Source organism: Donghicola tyrosinivorans (genome assembly GCF_003003355.1).
GTDB lineage: Bacteria > Pseudomonadota > Alphaproteobacteria > Rhodobacterales > Rhodobacteraceae > Donghicola > Donghicola tyrosinivorans.
Map to the genome: position 1 here is coordinate 349976 of NZ_PVTQ01000002.1, position 15487 is coordinate 365462.

Annotated in this window: 14 protein-coding genes; 11 read left to right on the forward strand and 3 right to left on the reverse strand. The window is 60.2% G+C overall.

Annotation, left to right across the window (positions count from 1 at the left end; all coding sequences use genetic code 11):
• The first annotated feature begins 24 nt into the window (after positions 1-24).
• The 3 genes from proC to CLV74_RS04225 are packed head-to-tail and all read left to right on the forward strand — an operon-like array spanning position 25 to position 2115.
• Entirely contained in the window at positions 25-840 is an 816-nt protein-coding gene (proC, locus tag CLV74_RS04215) for a pyrroline-5-carboxylate reductase (RefSeq protein ID WP_106262967.1), read from the forward strand.
• Positions 833-1171 (forward strand): tRNA-binding protein, encoded by a 339-nt coding sequence (locus CLV74_RS04220; protein ID WP_106262968.1) that lies wholly within the window; start codon positions 833-835, stop codon positions 1169-1171. Before proC ends, CLV74_RS04220 begins: the two co-directional genes overlap by 8 nt.
• Positions 1165-2115 carry a 2-hydroxyacid dehydrogenase gene (locus CLV74_RS04225; protein WP_106262969.1) on the forward strand — a complete coding sequence of 317 codons (951 nt, stop codon included), beginning with the start codon at positions 1165-1167 and terminating at the stop codon, positions 2113-2115. Before CLV74_RS04220 ends, CLV74_RS04225 begins: the two co-directional genes overlap by 7 nt.
• 69 nt (positions 2116-2184) lie before the next feature.
• Here the strand turns inward: CLV74_RS04225 and CLV74_RS04230 are convergent, their stop codons facing one another.
• Positions 2185-2778: a thymidine kinase gene (locus tag CLV74_RS04230; RefSeq protein ID WP_106263089.1), complete on the reverse strand. Its 594-nt coding sequence runs from the start codon at positions 2776-2778 to the stop codon at positions 2185-2187.
• Between the two features lie 132 nt (positions 2779-2910).
• Here CLV74_RS04230 and CLV74_RS04235 point away from each other — a divergent pair, with 132 nt between their 5' ends.
• Both CLV74_RS04235 and CLV74_RS04240 read left to right on the forward strand, forming a co-directional pair.
• Positions 2911-3360, forward strand: a complete 450-nt coding sequence (locus tag CLV74_RS04235; RefSeq protein WP_170107978.1) for a BrnA antitoxin family protein — start codon at positions 2911-2913, stop codon at positions 3358-3360.
• 378 nt (positions 3361-3738) lie between these two features.
• Positions 3739-4590: a DUF3800 domain-containing protein gene (locus tag CLV74_RS04240; RefSeq protein ID WP_106262971.1), complete on the forward strand. Its 852-nt coding sequence runs from the start codon at positions 3739-3741 to the stop codon at positions 4588-4590.
• A 59-nt stretch (positions 4591-4649) separates the two neighbouring features.
• Here CLV74_RS04240 and carB read toward each other — a convergent pair whose 3' ends face one another.
• Positions 4650-7982 (reverse strand): carbamoyl-phosphate synthase large subunit, encoded by a 3333-nt coding sequence (carB, locus tag CLV74_RS04245; protein ID WP_106262972.1) that lies wholly within the window; start codon positions 7980-7982, stop codon positions 4650-4652.
• 246 nt (positions 7983-8228) lie between these two features.
• Between carB and CLV74_RS04250 the strand changes: the two genes are divergently transcribed.
• The 3 genes from CLV74_RS04250 to CLV74_RS04260 all read left to right on the forward strand — a co-directional run bounded on the left by CLV74_RS04250 (position 8229) and on the right by CLV74_RS04260 (position 10699).
• Entirely contained in the window at positions 8229-9353 is a 1125-nt protein-coding gene (locus CLV74_RS04250; protein ID WP_106262973.1) for an aminodeoxychorismate synthase component I, read from the forward strand.
• A complete protein-coding gene (locus CLV74_RS04255) occupies positions 9308-9949 on the forward strand; it encodes an aminotransferase class IV family protein (RefSeq protein WP_106262974.1) in 642 nt (213 codons plus the stop codon). The genes CLV74_RS04250 and CLV74_RS04255 overlap by 46 nt, the downstream gene beginning before the upstream one ends.
• A gap of 69 nt (positions 9950-10018) precedes the next feature.
• Positions 10019-10699, forward strand: a complete 681-nt coding sequence (locus tag CLV74_RS04260) for an FAD-binding oxidoreductase (RefSeq protein ID WP_106262975.1) — start codon at positions 10019-10021, stop codon at positions 10697-10699.
• A gap of 90 nt (positions 10700-10789) precedes the next feature.
• On the opposite strand, the gene CLV74_RS04265 is transcribed toward CLV74_RS04260, so the two are convergent.
• On the reverse strand, positions 10790-11218 hold the full coding sequence (locus CLV74_RS04265) for a hypothetical protein (protein WP_106262976.1): 429 nt from the start codon (positions 11216-11218) through the stop codon (positions 10790-10792).
• 314 nt (positions 11219-11532) lie between these two features.
• On the opposite strand from CLV74_RS04265, the gene CLV74_RS04270 reads away from it, so the two are divergent.
• The 3 genes from CLV74_RS04270 to CLV74_RS04280 all read left to right on the forward strand — a co-directional run bounded on the left by CLV74_RS04270 (position 11533) and on the right by CLV74_RS04280 (position 15486).
• The gene (locus CLV74_RS04270; protein ID WP_106262977.1) at positions 11533-12084 is read left to right on the forward strand and encodes a GNAT family N-acetyltransferase; all 552 of its coding nucleotides are present in this window, start codon (positions 11533-11535) and stop codon (positions 12082-12084) included.
• A gap of 110 nt (positions 12085-12194) precedes the next feature.
• Positions 12195-13976, forward strand: a complete 1782-nt coding sequence (gene aspS, locus CLV74_RS04275) for an aspartate--tRNA ligase (RefSeq protein ID WP_106262978.1) — start codon at positions 12195-12197, stop codon at positions 13974-13976.
• Positions 13977-14100: 124 nt separating this feature from the next.
• A complete protein-coding gene (locus CLV74_RS04280; protein ID WP_106262979.1) occupies positions 14101-15486 on the forward strand; it encodes a DUF1800 domain-containing protein in 1386 nt (461 codons plus the stop codon).
• Position 15487: the final 1 nt, after the last annotated feature.

The following is a 15487-nucleotide window of genomic DNA, read 5'->3' on the forward strand; positions in this document are numbered from 1 at the left end:
GCCGTAGACGACGGGGATAATCTGATGGATATGAAAGACGTTGCCGCACGCGGACTGGTTCTGCTTGGCTGTGGCAAGATGGGCTCGGCCATGCTGGCGGGCTGGTTGAAGGGTGGACTGCCGAAAACTTCGGTCTGGGTCATTGATCCGCATCCTTCCGATTGGGTTCAGGCGCAGGGCGTTCATGTGAATGCCGAATTGCCCGCCGATCCCGCTTTGGTTCTGATCGCAGTGAAACCCCAGATGATGGGCGCGGCTCTGCCCACGCTGGCGGCGATGGGCGGCGGTAGGACGCTGTTTGTCTCGGTCGCGGCGGGCACGCCTTTGGCCGCCTATGAGGCCGCATTGGGTGCAGGCAGCCCCATCGTGCGCTGTATGCCCAACACGCCTGCGGCCGTGGGGCAGGGGATCACTGCGCTGATCGGCAACAGCTTTGTCACCGAAGAGCAAGTGGCCCTGTCCGAGGCGCTGTTGCAGGCCGTAGGCCAGACTGTGCGTTTGGAGGCAGAAGAGCAGATGGATGCGGTGACGGCGCTGTCGGGCTCGGGTCCGGCCTATGTCTTCCACATGATCGAATGTCTGGCCGCCGCGGGCGAGGCCGAGGGGTTGTCGCCCGAATTGGCGATGAAACTGGCGCAGGCGACTGTGGCAGGCGCAGGGGCTTTGGCCGAAGGGTCCGAGGACAGCCCCAGCCAACTGCGCGTAAACGTGACCAGCCCCAATGGCACCACGCAGGCGGGGCTTGAGGTGTTGATGGATGAAGGTGCTGGTTTGCCGCCCCTGATCCGCGCCACCGTCAAGGCTGCGGCTGATCGCAGTCGGGAGTTGGGCCGTGGTTGAGATTTCATACGACGATTTCGCCAAGGTCGATATCCGCGTGGGCGAGGTCACCCGAGCCGAGCCCTACCCTGAAGCACGCAAGCCCGCCATCAAGCTCTGGATCGATTTCGGGGCGGAGATTGGTGAAAAACGATCAAGCGCGCAGATCACCGTCCATTACACCCCCGAGGAACTGGTGGGGCGTAAGGTCATGGCCGTGGTGAACTTTCCCCCGCGCCAGATCGGCAAGTTCATGTCCGAAATTCTGGTTCTGGGTTTTCACGATGCAGATGATGCGGTTGTGCTGGCTGTGCCGGATAAGGATGCGCCGGTGGGCGCAAAACTATGCTGAAGCTCTTGATCACCCGCCCGCTGCCCGAGCGCGTCGTGGCCGCATGTGAAGGCTTTGATGTGACTGTGCGCGCTGACGTGCTGCCCATGAGCGGTGATGAGATGCGGGCCTCTCTGCGGGACTATGACGTAGTGCTGCCGACCTTGCGGGACATGTATTCGGCGGAGGTCTTTGCGGATGTCACCGCGCCTCGATGCAAGCTGCTGGCGAATTTTGGTGTGGGGTATAACCACATCGATGTAGTTGCCGCGCGTGCGGCGGGGATCGAGGTCACGAACACCCCCGGCGCGGTCACAGACGCGACCGCCGACATTGCGATGACGCTGATGCTGATGGTTACACGCCGCGCGGGGGAAGGCGAGCGGCTGGTGCGTTCAGGCGCTTGGACCGGTTGGCATCCGACGCAATTGCTTGGTATGCACCTAAGCGGCAAGCGTGTGGGTGTCTTGGGCATGGGCCGGATTGGTCAAGCCATCGCACGGCGCTGTCACTACGGGTTCGATATGGCAGTGCATTACTGTTCGCGCAGCCCGAAAGAGGCGGTGATGGAGACGACGTGGCATGCGTCGCCCGCCGAGCTGGCCGCAGCAGTGGACGTGCTGGTTGTAGCGGTCCCAGGTGGCGCCGAGACCCGACATTTGGTGGACGCCGAGGTTTTGCAGGCTTTGGGGCCGCAGAGCTATCTTGTGAATATCGCGCGTGGCGACGTGGTTGATGAGGCGGCGCTGATTGCCGCGTTGGAGGCCGGAGAGATCGCGGGCGCGGGCTTGGACGTCTATGAGTACGAGCCTGAGGTGCCGGAGGTGCTGTTGCAGCGGGATGATGTGGTGCTGTTGCCTCATTTGGGAACTGCTGCGCTGGAGGTTCGTGAAGCCATGGGACTGGTCGCCGTGGAGAACGTGTGCGCGTTTTTGGACGGACGTGAATTACCGAACCGCGTCTGAGGGGCGCTGCCCCTCTTGGGGCCTTGCCGGCCCCAATTCACCCCGAGGTATTTTAACCAAGATGAATGGTTAGGAGTGCGCTTTGGGGTCGCCGATGGCCTCTCGGAAGTGCTTGCGGCAGAGGGAGATGTAGGTTTCGTTGCCGCCGATTTGGACTTGGTCGCCGGAGGTTTGGACTGTGCCGTCGGCGGCTTTGCGGATGACCATGGTGGCCTTTTTTCCGCAGTGGCAGATGGTGCGGACTTCGCGCATTTCGTCGGCGAGGGCGAGGAGGGCGGCGGAGCCGGGGAAGAGCTGTCCGAGGAAGTCGACGCGCAGGCCGTAGCACATCACGGGGATCTTCAGATCGTCTACGACGCGGGCCAGTTGCCAGACTTGTTCGGGCTGGAGGAATTGGGCCTCATCTATAAAAACGCAAGCGAAATCATGGGTTTTCTTGCGGATTCGGATCTTTTCGCAGAGGTCATCTTTGGTTGTGAAAGTGTCCGCGTCTGCCCCTATTCCGATGCGGCTGGCGATGCGTCCTTGGCCGGCTCTGCCGTCGATGGCGGCGGTGAGCAGGTAGGTTTGCATACCGCGTTCCTGATAGTTGTAGGAGGCCTGCAAAAGCACGGTGCTTTTGCCTGCGTTCATCGTGGAATAGTGGAAGTAGAGCTTTGCCATAGGTACAGCTTTTAACGTCTGGATCGCGGCTGGCAAGCGTATGGCAAACGTCATGACGTAACGGGCGGTACGTTCGCAATTTTTTAACCCGATTTGCGGAAGGTGGGGACATCGATCTTGATGAGGTGCCCCATGCTGATTCCCGAAGCCCGAACTGCCACCCAGCGCCAGAACCATGGTTATCTGATGGATGTCATGGCCCAGTTGGAGTGGGACATGCATCAGCCGATCATCGCGCGGCGGCGCATTCCGCCGGAATGGCGGGAGATTTATGACCGGCGGTTCGAGAGCCGGAAAAAGAAGGTGACCCTGTGGGTGGAAGAGGACGTGGTGCGGTTCTTCAAGAAACAGGGGGCGGGCTACACCACGCGAATGAACAAGGTGCTGGTGGCCTTCATGCTGGCGCGGCTGTCGGGGCTGATCGTCCACCGCGACACGGCGGAAGAGTTTCTGGAAAGCGATCTACAAAAGCGTAGCGATGGCGAGCGGCACCAGTTCGGGGATACGGATCAGTATGAGGCGGACCTGTTCGAGGGGGCGCGGTTGCGGCGGGCGGCTCGGGAAGGGGGTGATGGGTGGTAGTTGGTGATATGAGATAAAGCCTCGTTTGCGCTATGGCTTAAATGTAGCTTGGCAGTGCTGTGATAGGGGCTGATTAACGCGTGAAGTACGACGAAGAAATTCCAGGAAAGCGACATTCATCGTAAGGCTTAGCGAGGCGGACTGAACCTTATCCTGAAAACGTTTTAATTTTCTGAGAAAGATCTTTTTTAGCGTCTTATGAGCCACCTTCACTTTTATTCTGGTGCGGTATCAGGCCGAGTGACGACTTTCGTGTGTGATAGAACGCTGGAAATAAGTCTAGTATTGTTGAATTAATTCGATCGACTTAATTTAGGATTGATGCCTTTGGCATCACTTAATTATAGAGGGTGTCACATAGATTAATAGGATGAATTTATGCACTTCTTTTATTTAGACGAGACAGGATGTTCGGGCGAAAATCTCAACGATGCTCAAAAGGTATTCGTTCTTGGAGGTGTTTCTGTAAAAGACAAGAGCTGGACAAAAGTATGCAAGAATTTCACGGCGATTATCTCCAATTTTTTTGATGGTCAAATTCCCGCGGGTTTTGAACTGCATTCACATGAATTGATGTACTGTAATGGGCCGTTCCAGGGGCGCTCCCGTCGAGAGGTGGATCAACTTGCTTTCGATATCTTGGATTTGATTATCAACCATAGTATCGGAGTTCATTCGACGGCAATCGATAAGACTAAATTGGGGGCGATCCCACTTGAGGATCGCGACGCTGCTCATGACATTGTCTCTGGTTCGAGTCCTTACATGATCGCCTTCAATTATATGATTAGCTATGTTGAGCGATATGTGAAGAAGCAATTGGGGCAATCCGCTCGGGGGATGTTCATTATCGACATAAAGGACGACATGCACGAGCATATTGACAGATTGACCGCCTTTAGGCGTTACAAGGTTGCCCAAGCACGGCGTCTCAAGTGGGTAGTCGAATTTAGCTATCCGGTTGATTCAGAGAAACATCCCATGATTCAGTTATCCGATTTTGTGATTTATATTATTAGAAAGTTTCTTGAGATCGACTTGGGATATGAAGACCCTCCAGCACAAGCGAAGGACTTTTATGCGCGAGCTTATCAAAAAGTCTCAGAACAGGTGAAGTGGCAAACTTTGTTGGAAGTGCCTGGACGTGAAGAAGCTGGTTTGAACGAGGTTCTCTCGCAATGTTTCGTAAAACACTCTCCTAGATGGAAGACGAAATTTGGAATCGTATAGAAAGTGTAAAAAGGGCGCCCTAGGGCGCCCTTAATCGTTTCTAGCAAAGTGTCGCAGGGTTAACCCTGCAACGAGCGAACCTCAATATCACCCTCTTCGCGGGCCTGCATGGCCAGCACTGCGGCGTGGGCTCCGGCGGCGGTGGTGAAGTAGGGGATCTTGTCATAAAGCGCCACAGAGCGGATTTCGCGGCTGTCGGCGACGGACTGGGCTCCCTCGGTGGTGTTGAAGACCAGATCGATGTTGCCGTCCTTCATCATATCCACGATGTTCGGGCGACCCTCATAGACTTTGTTCACCACGGTCGCGGGCACGTCATGGCCGTTCAGCCAGTCGGCGGTGCCGCGGGTTGCGATGATCTCAAAGCCCATTTTGACCAGCAACTGACCCGCTTCCAGCATCTGGGCGGTTTTGTCGTCGTTCTTAATAGAGATGAACACGCGGCCTTCGCGGGGCAGGATGGTGCCAGCGCCCATCTGTGCCTTCAGGAAGGCGCGGGGGAAGCTGCGGTCCCAGCCCATGACCTCACCCGTCGAGCGCATTTCCGGCCCAAGGATGGTGTCCACGCCGGGGAAGCGGGCGAAGGGCAGCACGGCCTCTTTCACTGAGAACCAAGGCATGTCGGGATCAGCCAGCGTCATCGGGTTGGCGATGGGCAGGGGGGTGTCCACGTCGCTGCCAGCGGGGTAGCCTTCGCGGAGCGGGAAGTTCGACAGGGGTTCGCCCGCCATGATGCGTGCGGCGATCGAGGCGATGGCGCTGTCGGTGGCTTTCGCGACGAAGGGCACGGTGCGACTGGCGCGGGGGTTTACCTCGATCAGGTAGACGACGCCGTCCTTGACCGCGAACTGCACGTTCATCAGGCCGACCACGTTCAGTTCAAGGGCGAGGGCCACGGTCTGGCGCTTGATCTCGTCGATGATGTCGCGGGGCAGCGAGTAGGGGGGCAGCGAGCAGGCGCTGTCGCCCGAGTGGACGCCGGCCTCTTCGATGTGCTGCATGATGCCGGTGACGTGCACGTCCTTGCCGTCGCAGAGGGCGTCAACGTCGATCTCGGTCGCGCCGGAGAGGTAGCTGTCCAGAAGGACGGGGCTGTCGCCCGATACGACCACGGCTTCGGCGATGTAGCGTTCCAGCTGGGGCAGGTCGCGGACGATTTCCATCGCGCGGCCACCCAGAACGTAGGAGGGGCGGATGACCAGCGGGTAGCCGATCTTTTCTGCGATCTTGAAGGCTTCGGCGTCGGTCGAGGCGATGCCGTTGATGGGCTGCTTGAGGCCGAGGCGGTTGACCAGATCCTGGAAACGTTCGCGGTCTTCGGCAAGGTCGATCGCGTCGGGCGAGGTGCCGAGGATCGGGATGCCTTCTTCTTCCAGCGCGTTGGCCAGTTTCAGCGGGGTCTGGCCGCCGAACTGGACGATGACGCCCAGCAGGGTGCCTTTGGACATCTCGACGCGCAGGATTTCGAGGGTGTGCTCAAGGGTGAGCGGTTCGAAATAGAGGCGGTCCGAGGTGTCGTAGTCGGTGGACACGGTTTCGGGGTTACAGTTGACCATGATGGTCTCGTAGCCCGCTTCGGTCAGCGCGTAGCAGGCGTGACAGCAGCAGTAGTCGAACTCGATGCCCTGACCGATCCGGTTGGGGCCGCCACCAAGGATAACCACTTTCTTGCGGTCCGAGGGACGTGCCTCACACTCGGGCTCGCCCATGACGGGGGTCTCATAGGTCGAGTACATGTAGGGGGTCTGCGCCTCGAATTCGGCGGCGCAGGTGTCGATGCGCTTGAACTGGGCCACAACGTTCAGGTTGCGGCGGGCGCGGCGGACCTGAGCCTCATCGCGGCCGGTCAGCTTGGCCAGACGGGCGTCCGAGAAGCCCAGCATCTTGACGCGGCGCAGGCCTTCTTCGGTGACGGGCAGGCCGTCTTTCTTGATTTCGGCTTCGGCCTCGATGATTTCGCGGATGCGGGCCAGGAACCAGGGATCAAAGGCGGTTGCGGCCTGGATCTGGTCATTGGTCAGACCTTCACGCATGGCTTGCGCGATTACACGCAGGCGGTCGGGGGTCTGTTCGGCCAGCTTCTTGGTCACGGCGGCCACATCGGGGGCGCCGGGGATTTCAATCTCGTCAAAGCCGGTCAGGCCGGTTTCCAGCGAGCACAGCGCCTTTTGCATCGACTCGTGGATGGTCCGGCCAATCGCCATTGCCTCGCCCACGGATTTCATCGCGGTGGTCAGGTAAGGCTTGGAGCCGGGGAATTTCTCGAACGCAAAGCGCGGGATCTTGGTGACGACGTAGTCGATGGTGGGCTCGAACGAGGCGGGAGTGACTTTGGTGATGTCGTTGTCCAGCTCGTCCAGAGTGTAGCCCACGGCCAGCTTGGCTGCGATCTTGGCAATCGGGAAGCCGGTGGCTTTCGATGCCAGCGCCGAGGAGCGCGACACGCGGGGGTTCATCTCGATGACAACCATACGGCCGTCTGCGGGGTTCACGGCCCACTGAACGTTCGAACCGCCGGTCTCAACGCCGATCTCGCGCAGAACCGCAATCGAGGCGGTCCGCATCATCTGGTATTCTTTGTCGGTCAGGGTCAGGGCAGGGGCCACGGTGATCGAGTCGCCGGTGTGCACGCCCATGGGATCGATGTTTTCGATCGAGCAGACGATGATGGCGTTATCCGCTTTGTCGCGGACCACTTCCATTTCGTATTCTTTCCAGCCCAGCAGCGATTCATCGACAAGGATCTGACCTACGGGCGAGGCGTCCATGCCGGTGCGGCAGTAGTGGATGTAGTCTTCGCGGTTGTAAGCCACGCCGCCGCCGGTGCCGCCAAGGGTAAAGGCGGGACGGATGATCGCGGGCAGGCCGATGTCTTCCAGCGCATCCAGAGCGATGCCGACGCCTGCTTCCAGATCGTAGTGGCCTTTGGCATCCTTGGGCGCGGTGACGATGGTCGCGCGGGGGTTTTCCAGACCGATCTTGTCCATGGCGTCACGGAACAGGGCGCGGTCTTCGGCTTTTTCGATGGCTTCGCGGTTCGCGCCGATCAGTTCAACGCCGTGCTCTTCCAGAACGCCCATGTCGGCAAGGGCCAGTGCGGTGTTCAGGCCGGTCTGGCCGCCCATGGTGGGCAGCAGCGCGTCAGGCTTTTCTTTCGCGATGATCTTGGCGACCACCTCGGGGGTGATGGGCTCGATATAGGTGGCGTCGGCCAGACCGGGGTCGGTCATGATCGTCGCGGGGTTCGAGTTTACCAGAATGACACGGTAGCCTTCTTCGCGCAGGGCTTTACAAGCCTGTGCGCCAGAGTAGTCGAATTCGCAGGCCTGACCGATGATGATCGGTCCCGCCCCGATGATCATGATCGAGCTGATATCGGTTCTTTTCGGCATGTTCGTATCCTCAGGCTGGCAGATCGAGCGCGGAAGGGGTCGCGCAAATTGTCGTGCGTTATAGACAACGACGCCCCGTCTGCAAGGGGGGATAGGCCGTAAGTTGGCTATCCGTAAAGCTCGCAAAAGGACGGGGACGGATTCCTTTGGGAAAAGGGCGGAAAAATCACTGGGGAGGCGTTTTCTTTCCTGTTCTTCCCTGTGTATTCCCCTAACTCCGACGTGGTGCGCAATAAGGACAGTGGCTTGCAGATTCGTTTTGATCATGGACCAGCGGGGGAAGGCACCCGTTTTTCCGCGCCGCTGCGGCTGATCGAGGCGTATGAGCCGGCGGATGTGCCTGCGGCGCTTGAGGCTTTGGATGCTGCTTTAACGGCGGGCGATTGGCTGGCGGGCTATGCCAGCTATGAGCTGGGCTATGCGTTAGAGCCGAAGCTGTCGGGCCGGATGCCTGCGGCGCGGCGGCTGCCGCTGTTGCGGTTCGGGGTTTACGCTGCGCCGGATCGCTGTGATCTGCCCGCGGCTGCAGGGGATGCGGGTGCGCCGCGCCCGTTGTGGTCTGAAGAGCGTTACGCGGACGCATTTGGGCAGTTGCACGGGTTGATCGGTGCGGGAGACCTGTATCAAGCCAATCTGACCTTTCCGCTAGAGACCAAGGTGTCTGGCGATGTGGCCGCCGTTTATGCGGCCTTAGTAGAGGCGCAGCCGGTAAAGCATGGGGCTTTGGTGATGCAGGAGGGCTTGCCCGCGCTGCTGTCCCGCAGTCCCGAGCTGTTTTTCCGTCTGGACGGGCAGGGGGGCATTGCGACCCGCCCGATGAAGGGCACTCAGCCCCGCAGCGATGATCCGGTTGAGGATGCGCGGCGCAAGGCGTGGCTATCGCGGGACGAAAAGAACCGCGCCGAGAACCTGATGATTGTGGATTTGCTGCGCAACGACCTGAGCCGTGTGGCCAAGGCGGGCAGCGTGAAGGTGCCTGAGCTGTTCCATGTGGAAAGCTATGCGACCGTGCACCAGATGGTCTCTTTGGTGACAGGCCAGTTGCAGGAGGGTGCCGGTTTGGGCGCGATTTTGCGGGCTTTGTTCCCTTGCGGGTCTATCACCGGTGCGCCCAAGGTGCGGGCGATGCAGGTCATTGATGATCTGGAAGGCGCGGCGCGGGACATTTACTGCGGCTCCATCGGGTGGATGGCGCCTGACGGGCGGGCCGAGTTCAACGTGGCGATTCGCACCTTGATGGTTGAGGCTGGCGGCGCGGCCCGTTTGAATGTGGGTGGCGGGATCGTTTGGGATTCCACTGCCGCTGCCGAATATGAAGAGGCCCTATGGAAAGCGCGTTACGCCCACCTCAAGACCCCGATTTCCGCCTGATTGAAACGCTTTTGTGGACGCCCGCAGGGGGCTGCCAGCGCGATGATCTGCACCTGATGCGGCTGCATCATAGTGCGGGCGTTATGAGGATTGCGCCTGTGGGCGCTGAGGCTCTGCTTGAGGGGTTCTCTGCGGATGGTCCGGCGCGGGTGCGTTTGACCTGCGATGTGGCTGGGCGCTGCGAGGTGACCTCTGGCCCGTTTGTGCCACTGCCTGAGGGCACGGTGTGGCGACTTGGGCTTGCCAAGACGCAGCTGGATGCGGGCGACGACTGGCTGCGCCACAAGACCACGCGGCGGGCTTTGTATGACGCAAACCGCGCGGCGCTGCCCGATGGCGTGGATGAGTTGATCTATATGAATACCCGCGGCGATCTGTGTGAGGGGACGATCACCAACCTCTTTGTCCGCAAAGGTGATGTGCTGGTGACGCCGCCGATCTCGGCGGGGTGCTTGCCGGGCGTGCTGAGGTCCAGCCTGATATGCGCGGGCAAGGCGCGGGTGGGCAAGCTGCGCCAAGAGGATTTGCAGGGCGAGGTCTTCGTGGGCAACAGCCTGCGCGGCTTGATTCCTGCCAAGCTTGCGGAAACCGCCTAGCGCGTCTGTGAAGGAACGGGGCCGCTGTGACCTGCGTTGAAAAGCCAATGGCTATTTCAGGAGGTACACATGAGCACGACCCTTACATTGCAGACCATCGAGAAAGTGACCCACGACACCCATCATCTGGTGTTCGCCCGTCCCGAGGGTTTTGACATCACGCCCGGTCAAGCCGTTGACCTGACCTTGCAGCGCGAAGGTTGGCAGGATGAAGCGCGGCCCTTTACGCCGGTGAACACCGAAGGCGAGGATACGGTAGAGTTCGTGATCAAATCCTACCCCTCGCACCACGGGGTGACCGAGCAGATCGCTGATTTGAAGGAAGGCGAGAAGGTTGACATCTCGGAGCCTTGGGGCGCGATCCATGATGAAGGGCCCGGCACCTTTATTGCGGGCGGGGCAGGGATCACGCCGTTCATCGCCATTCTGCGGCAGCGTCTTGAGGATAAAGGCACGCTGGGCGGGGCGACGCTGATCTTCTCGAACAAGACCGAGAAGGACATCATCCTGCGCGACGAATTCGAGGATATGCCCGGCCTGAAGACCGTTTTTACGGTGACGGATCAGGATATCGCGAGTGCGGGTGTGCAGACAGCGATGATTGATAAGGAGTTTCTGGCGCCTTACGCGACCTCAAAACACGCGCCCTTTTATCTGTGCGGGCCCGACAAGATGGTTGAGGAGCTGGAGCAGGATTTGAAGGATCTGGGTGTGCCGGAAGATGCGATCATCCGCGAGGATTTCTCGTAGGCCACATCGCGGCGCATAATCGCTGTCTTGAAAAAGGCCGCGCCGGTGGAGGGACCGGCGCGGCTGTTTTTATGACTTGTGACGCTGAGGTCAATGGGCCCGACTGCACCGCGCTTTGCGGTTCAGCCGCGAGGCCACCCGCAGCAGGGTGTGCAGGGCAATGTCCTGCGGCAAGGGGATTGCGTCCTCTTGCGCGGCGGGCAGCAGATCGTCACTGCGGGCGCAGGCATATGCGTGGGGCACATCGGCGAAACGCCCTTTGCAGGCGTTAGCCACTTGGTAGGCATCGGTGATCAGAAGGGCGATCTCGGTGCCGTTGGCGGGGGCCGCGAAATAGGCTTCGGCCTCAGCAAGGGTGGGGAAGGTCAGACGCGCGGGGGCGTCCAGTTCTTCGGCCAGAACCCGCAGGACGGGATCGGGCAAGGCGGTGCCGACGATGACAAGACTTCGGGCCAGAGCCTGAGGCGCGTCACTATCGGGCCTCTGCCCGTCGCGGGCAGAAAGCGGTGCGTAGAACATAATAGTGCCTCCATCATTATTAGGCCGCCATGAGGGAAGGGAGGGGCGGCATACTGGTTAACAGCGGCGGGTGCCGCGGTGATGTTCTTTGCGCAGGGCGCGGGAGGGGGGCGCCCCATGCATGTTTGCACTACGCAACTTGCGTTGCTGCATCAGTGTACCACGGGCAGTGGTGGCTGCCCAAGGCAGGTGTTCCTCACCTTGTGGTGAGGGCGACATTGGTCCGGTCTTTGCCCGAATGTGTGGCTATGGGCGGGTGCCGCGTTCAGGGATAAAGATACGTCACTTGAACAAACCGGAAGAAAGCCCGCACGATGGCAAAAGCCTTTGATACCAATGTGATACTTCGCGATGACCTGTTAGAATTGCGCCCGCTGACTGAGGCGGACCGTGAGGGTCTGTATCAGGCCGCCAGCGATCCCCGCACGTGGGAGCAACATCCCGCTCGCCATCGCGCACAGCGAGAGGTGTTCGAACCATACTTTGATTTCCTGCTGAATGCAGGCGGGACCTTGGTCGCGTGCCGTCGCGTTGATGGCGTGATTTTGGGCTGTTCGCGGTTCTATCCGGTGGTGGATCAGCCTGATCAGTGGGGCATCGGGTTTACCTTCCTTGGCTGCGCCTATTGGGGCGGAGCGTGGAACCGTCGCATGAAGGCGCTGATGGTGGGGCATGTGCTGGCCAGCCGCTCTGCCGTGTGGCTGCATATCGCGCCGGACAACATGCGGTCACAGATCGCATCAGAGCGGGTGGGTGCGGTCTGGCAGTATGATGCCGACCTTGATCTGGGCACCGGCCCTGCGCCTTACAAATGCTATACCATCACCGCCGAAAGCTGGGAAAAGGCCACTGGAACCCCGATTTGAGGGAAATTGCCCCCTTTTAGGAGGGGGCTGGACCAGAGCCTTTGCTTGACTTCCCGGTCCAAGACATGTGTATCGGCTGCAACCTAACCGATGACCTCCGGGAGAGCCCGATGCACACCTATCGCAGCCATACTTGCGCTGACCTGACCAAAGATAACGTTGGTGAAACCGTCCGCCTGTCGGGATGGGTCCACCGTGTCCGTGACCACGGCGGCATTCTGTTTATCGACCTTCGCGACCATTACGGCGTGACCCAAGTGCTGTGCGATCCCGACAGCCCCGTCTTCAAGGACGTGGAAAAGGTTCGCAGCGAATGGTGTATCCGCATCGATGGCAACGTCAAAGCCCGTGACCCCGAGCTGGTGAACGCCAAGATCCCCACCGGCGAAGTCGAAGTCTTTGTCCGTGACATGGAAGTGCTGGGCGCGGCGGAAGAGCTTCCCCTGATGGTCTTTGGCGAGCAGGAATACCCCGAGGAAACCCGTCTGCGGTACCGCTATCTGGACCTGCGTCGCGAAAAGCTGCAGCGCAACATGACCCTGCGTTCGGACGTGGTTGCATCGATGCGCCGCCGTATGTGGGACAAGAAATTCCGCGAATACCAGACGCCGATCATCACCGCATCGTCGCCCGAAGGTGCGCGCGACTTCCTTGTTCCGTCGCGTCTGCATCCGGGCAAGTTCTACGCGCTGCCGCAGGCACCCCAGCAGTTCAAGCAGCTGATCATGGTGTCGGGCTACGACAAGTATTTTCAGATCGCGCCTTGCTTCCGCGACGAAGACCCGCGTGCGGACCGCTCGCCCACCGATTTCTACCAGCTGGACATGGAAATGTCCTTTGTCACCCAGCAGGATGTGTTCGACACCATCTCGCCGGTGATTGCAGGTGTGTTCGAGGAATTCGGCGGCGGTAAGAAAGTGGATGCGGCGGCCGATTGGCCCCAGATCAGCTATCGCGATGCGGCCCTGTGGTATGGCAGCGATAAGCCCGACCTGCGTAACCCGATCAAGATGCAGGTTGTGTCCGAGCATTTCGCAGGTAGCGGTTTCGCGATCTTTGCCAAGCTGCTGGAGCAGGAAGGCACCGAGATCCGCGCAATTCCCGCACCCACTGGCGGCAGCCGCAAGTTCTGTGACCGCATGAACGCGTTCGCCCAGAAAGAGGGTCTGCCCGGCATGGGCTATATCTTCTGGCGCGACGGCGCGGATGGTATGGAAGCGGCAGGTCCGCTGGCGAAAAACATCGGCCCCGAGCGTACCGAGGCGATCCGCCAGCAGCTGGGTCTGGGCGTCGGCGATGCGGCGTTCTTCCTGGGCGGCAAGCCTGCTTCGTTCCAGCGTGTGGCCGGTAAAGCCCGCGATGTGATCGGTGAGGAACTGGGTCTGACCGACAAGGACCGCTTTGCCTTCGCATGGATCGTGGACTTCCCGATCTATGAAAAGGACGAAGAGACCGGCAAGATCGACTTTGAGCACAACCCCTTCTCGATGCCGCAGGGCGGGATGGACGCGCTGAACGGCGATCCGCTGAAGGTCATGGGCTACCAGTACGATCTGGCCTGTAACGGCTATGAACTGGTGTCGGGCGCGATCCGGAACCACAAGCCGGAAATCATGTACAAAGCCTTTGAAATCGCCGGTTACGGCGCTGATGAGGTGAACAAGCGTTTCGGCGGCATGGTCAACGCGTTCAAATACGGCGCACCGCCCCACGGTGGCTGTGCTGCAGGTATCGACCGTATCGTGATGCTGCTGGCCGAAGAACAGAACATCCGCGAGGTCATCATGTTCCCGATGAACCAGCGCGCGGAAGACCTGATGATGGCTGCGCCCTCGGAACCGACTGCTGAGCAGCTGATGGAGCTCAACCTGCGCGTGATTCCGCAGGAATAACAGGCACATCGGCGCAAAGGTGCCGATACGGAAACAACCTCACGGAGCGGTGCGATGCGAATCGTGCCGCTCTTGTCTATTTTGGGTGGGCGGCTTTTGGGGCCGTTAGTCATGAGGACCGCCCATGTTTGACCCGGTTTTGGCAGAGATCCGTTTCGGAACGGGGCTGTCTCCTAGCCAGAAGGGGCCCGCCGATACGGGCGAGATGCTGGACCGTTTGACAGGGCCGGATCGGGCCGCCGACCGCTGGCCCCTGCCGAAATTCGAGGCTGATGCCGTGCCGCAATTGCGGGAGTATTACCAGATGCGGCGGGTGACCAAAAAGGGCGGCAATAGCCCCGAAGTCGAGGCCGCAAACAAAGCTTATAAGCAGCTGAAGCGGCAGGTTCGCGAAGCGGGGGCACGTCAAATCGCCATGCAGGTGCTGCGCGGGGCGCTGACCGAAGATGGTCTACGTGAACGCCTGACGTGGTTCTGGAACGATCATTTCACGGTCGTTGGCCGCGGCTTGACCGGGCGCAGCTATATCACCGGCTTTGCCGAAGAAGCGATCCGCCCTCATCTGACGGGGCGCTTTGCCGATATGCTTTGGGCTGCGGCCAGCCATCCGTTGATGCTGCAATATCTGGACCAGCACCGGTCCATCGGGCCGAACAGCAATGTGGCCAAAAAATCGGGTAGACCCTATGGCATCAATGAAAACCTCGCCCGCGAGATGCTGGAGTTACACACTCTGGGCGTCAACGGCACCTACAGTCAGGCCGATGTGACCGCGCTGGCGCGGTTGCTGACAGGCATGACCGTGGTTGAGCTGCGCTTCAAGGTGGACCCCAAATACGCCGAGCCGGGCATCCAGACCATTCTGGGGCAGGCCTATGGCGGTCCGCCGCGCGACCGTGAGGCGGACCTGCGCGTCTTTATCGAGGATCTGGCCAGCCATCCGCAAACCCTGCGGCACATCGCGTGGAAGCTGGCGGTCCATTTCATAAGTGACACCCCCGATCCCGGATTGGTCGAACATATTTCGGCGGCGCTGATCGGCTCGGGCGGGGAGCTGCTGGAGGGGTATCGCGCGATGCTGAACCATCCGGCAGCATGGGCGGCAGAGCTGGAGAACGTGAAGCCGCCCTTCGATTTCGTGGTCTCGGCCACGCGGGCGCTGGATGTGCATCCGGCGATGCTGGAGCGGATGAATGCCAAGTCGCTGGACACGATTTTCTATGCGCCTCTGCGTCTGATGGGGCAGGGGTGGATGACGCCGCTTGGGCCCGATGGCTGGCCCGAGGCGGACAGCCGCTGGGTCACGCCGCAAGGTTTGGCGGGACGCATCCAGTGGGCGATGACCGCACCGCAGGCTTTGACCACGCGGCTGCCGGACCCCCGCGTTCTGGTAGAGACGGCGCTTGGCGTTCAAGCCCCGCAGTCCCTGCGCTTTGCCGCCGAGGCGGCAGAAACCGATTGGGAAGGGGTCGGGATCATCCTGTCCTCGCCCGCTTTCCAAAGGAGATAAG

Bases quoted from the DNA above. Each gene is read 5' to 3' on its own strand.
- CLV74_RS04270 (WP_106262977.1), top strand. From the start codon at position 11,533: ATGGCAAAAGCCTTTGATACCAATGTGATACTTCGCGATGACCTGTTA.
- proC (WP_106262967.1), top strand. From the start codon at position 25: ATGGATATGAAAGACGTTGCCGCACGCGGACTGGTTCTGCTTGGCTGT.
- CLV74_RS04230 (WP_106263089.1), bottom strand. From the start codon at position 2,778: ATGGCAAAGCTCTACTTCCACTATTCCACGATGAACGCAGGCAAAAGC.
- CLV74_RS04260 (WP_106262975.1), top strand. From the start codon at position 10,019: ATGAGCACGACCCTTACATTGCAGACCATCGAGAAAGTGACCCACGAC.
- carB (WP_106262972.1), bottom strand. From the start codon at position 7,982: ATGCCGAAAAGAACCGATATCAGCTCGATCATGATCATCGGGGCGGGA.
- CLV74_RS04240 (WP_106262971.1), top strand. From the start codon at position 3,739: ATGCACTTCTTTTATTTAGACGAGACAGGATGTTCGGGCGAAAATCTC.
- CLV74_RS04235 (WP_170107978.1), top strand. From the start codon at position 2,911: ATGCTGATTCCCGAAGCCCGAACTGCCACCCAGCGCCAGAACCATGGT.
- CLV74_RS04265 (WP_106262976.1), bottom strand. From the start codon at position 11,218: ATGTTCTACGCACCGCTTTCTGCCCGCGACGGGCAGAGGCCCGATAGT.
- CLV74_RS04255 (WP_106262974.1), top strand. From the start codon at position 9,308: ATGGAAAGCGCGTTACGCCCACCTCAAGACCCCGATTTCCGCCTGATT.
- CLV74_RS04225 (WP_106262969.1), top strand. From the start codon at position 1,165: ATGCTGAAGCTCTTGATCACCCGCCCGCTGCCCGAGCGCGTCGTGGCC.
- aspS (WP_106262978.1), top strand. From the start codon at position 12,195: ATGCACACCTATCGCAGCCATACTTGCGCTGACCTGACCAAAGATAAC.
- CLV74_RS04280 (WP_106262979.1), top strand. From the start codon at position 14,101: ATGTTTGACCCGGTTTTGGCAGAGATCCGTTTCGGAACGGGGCTGTCT.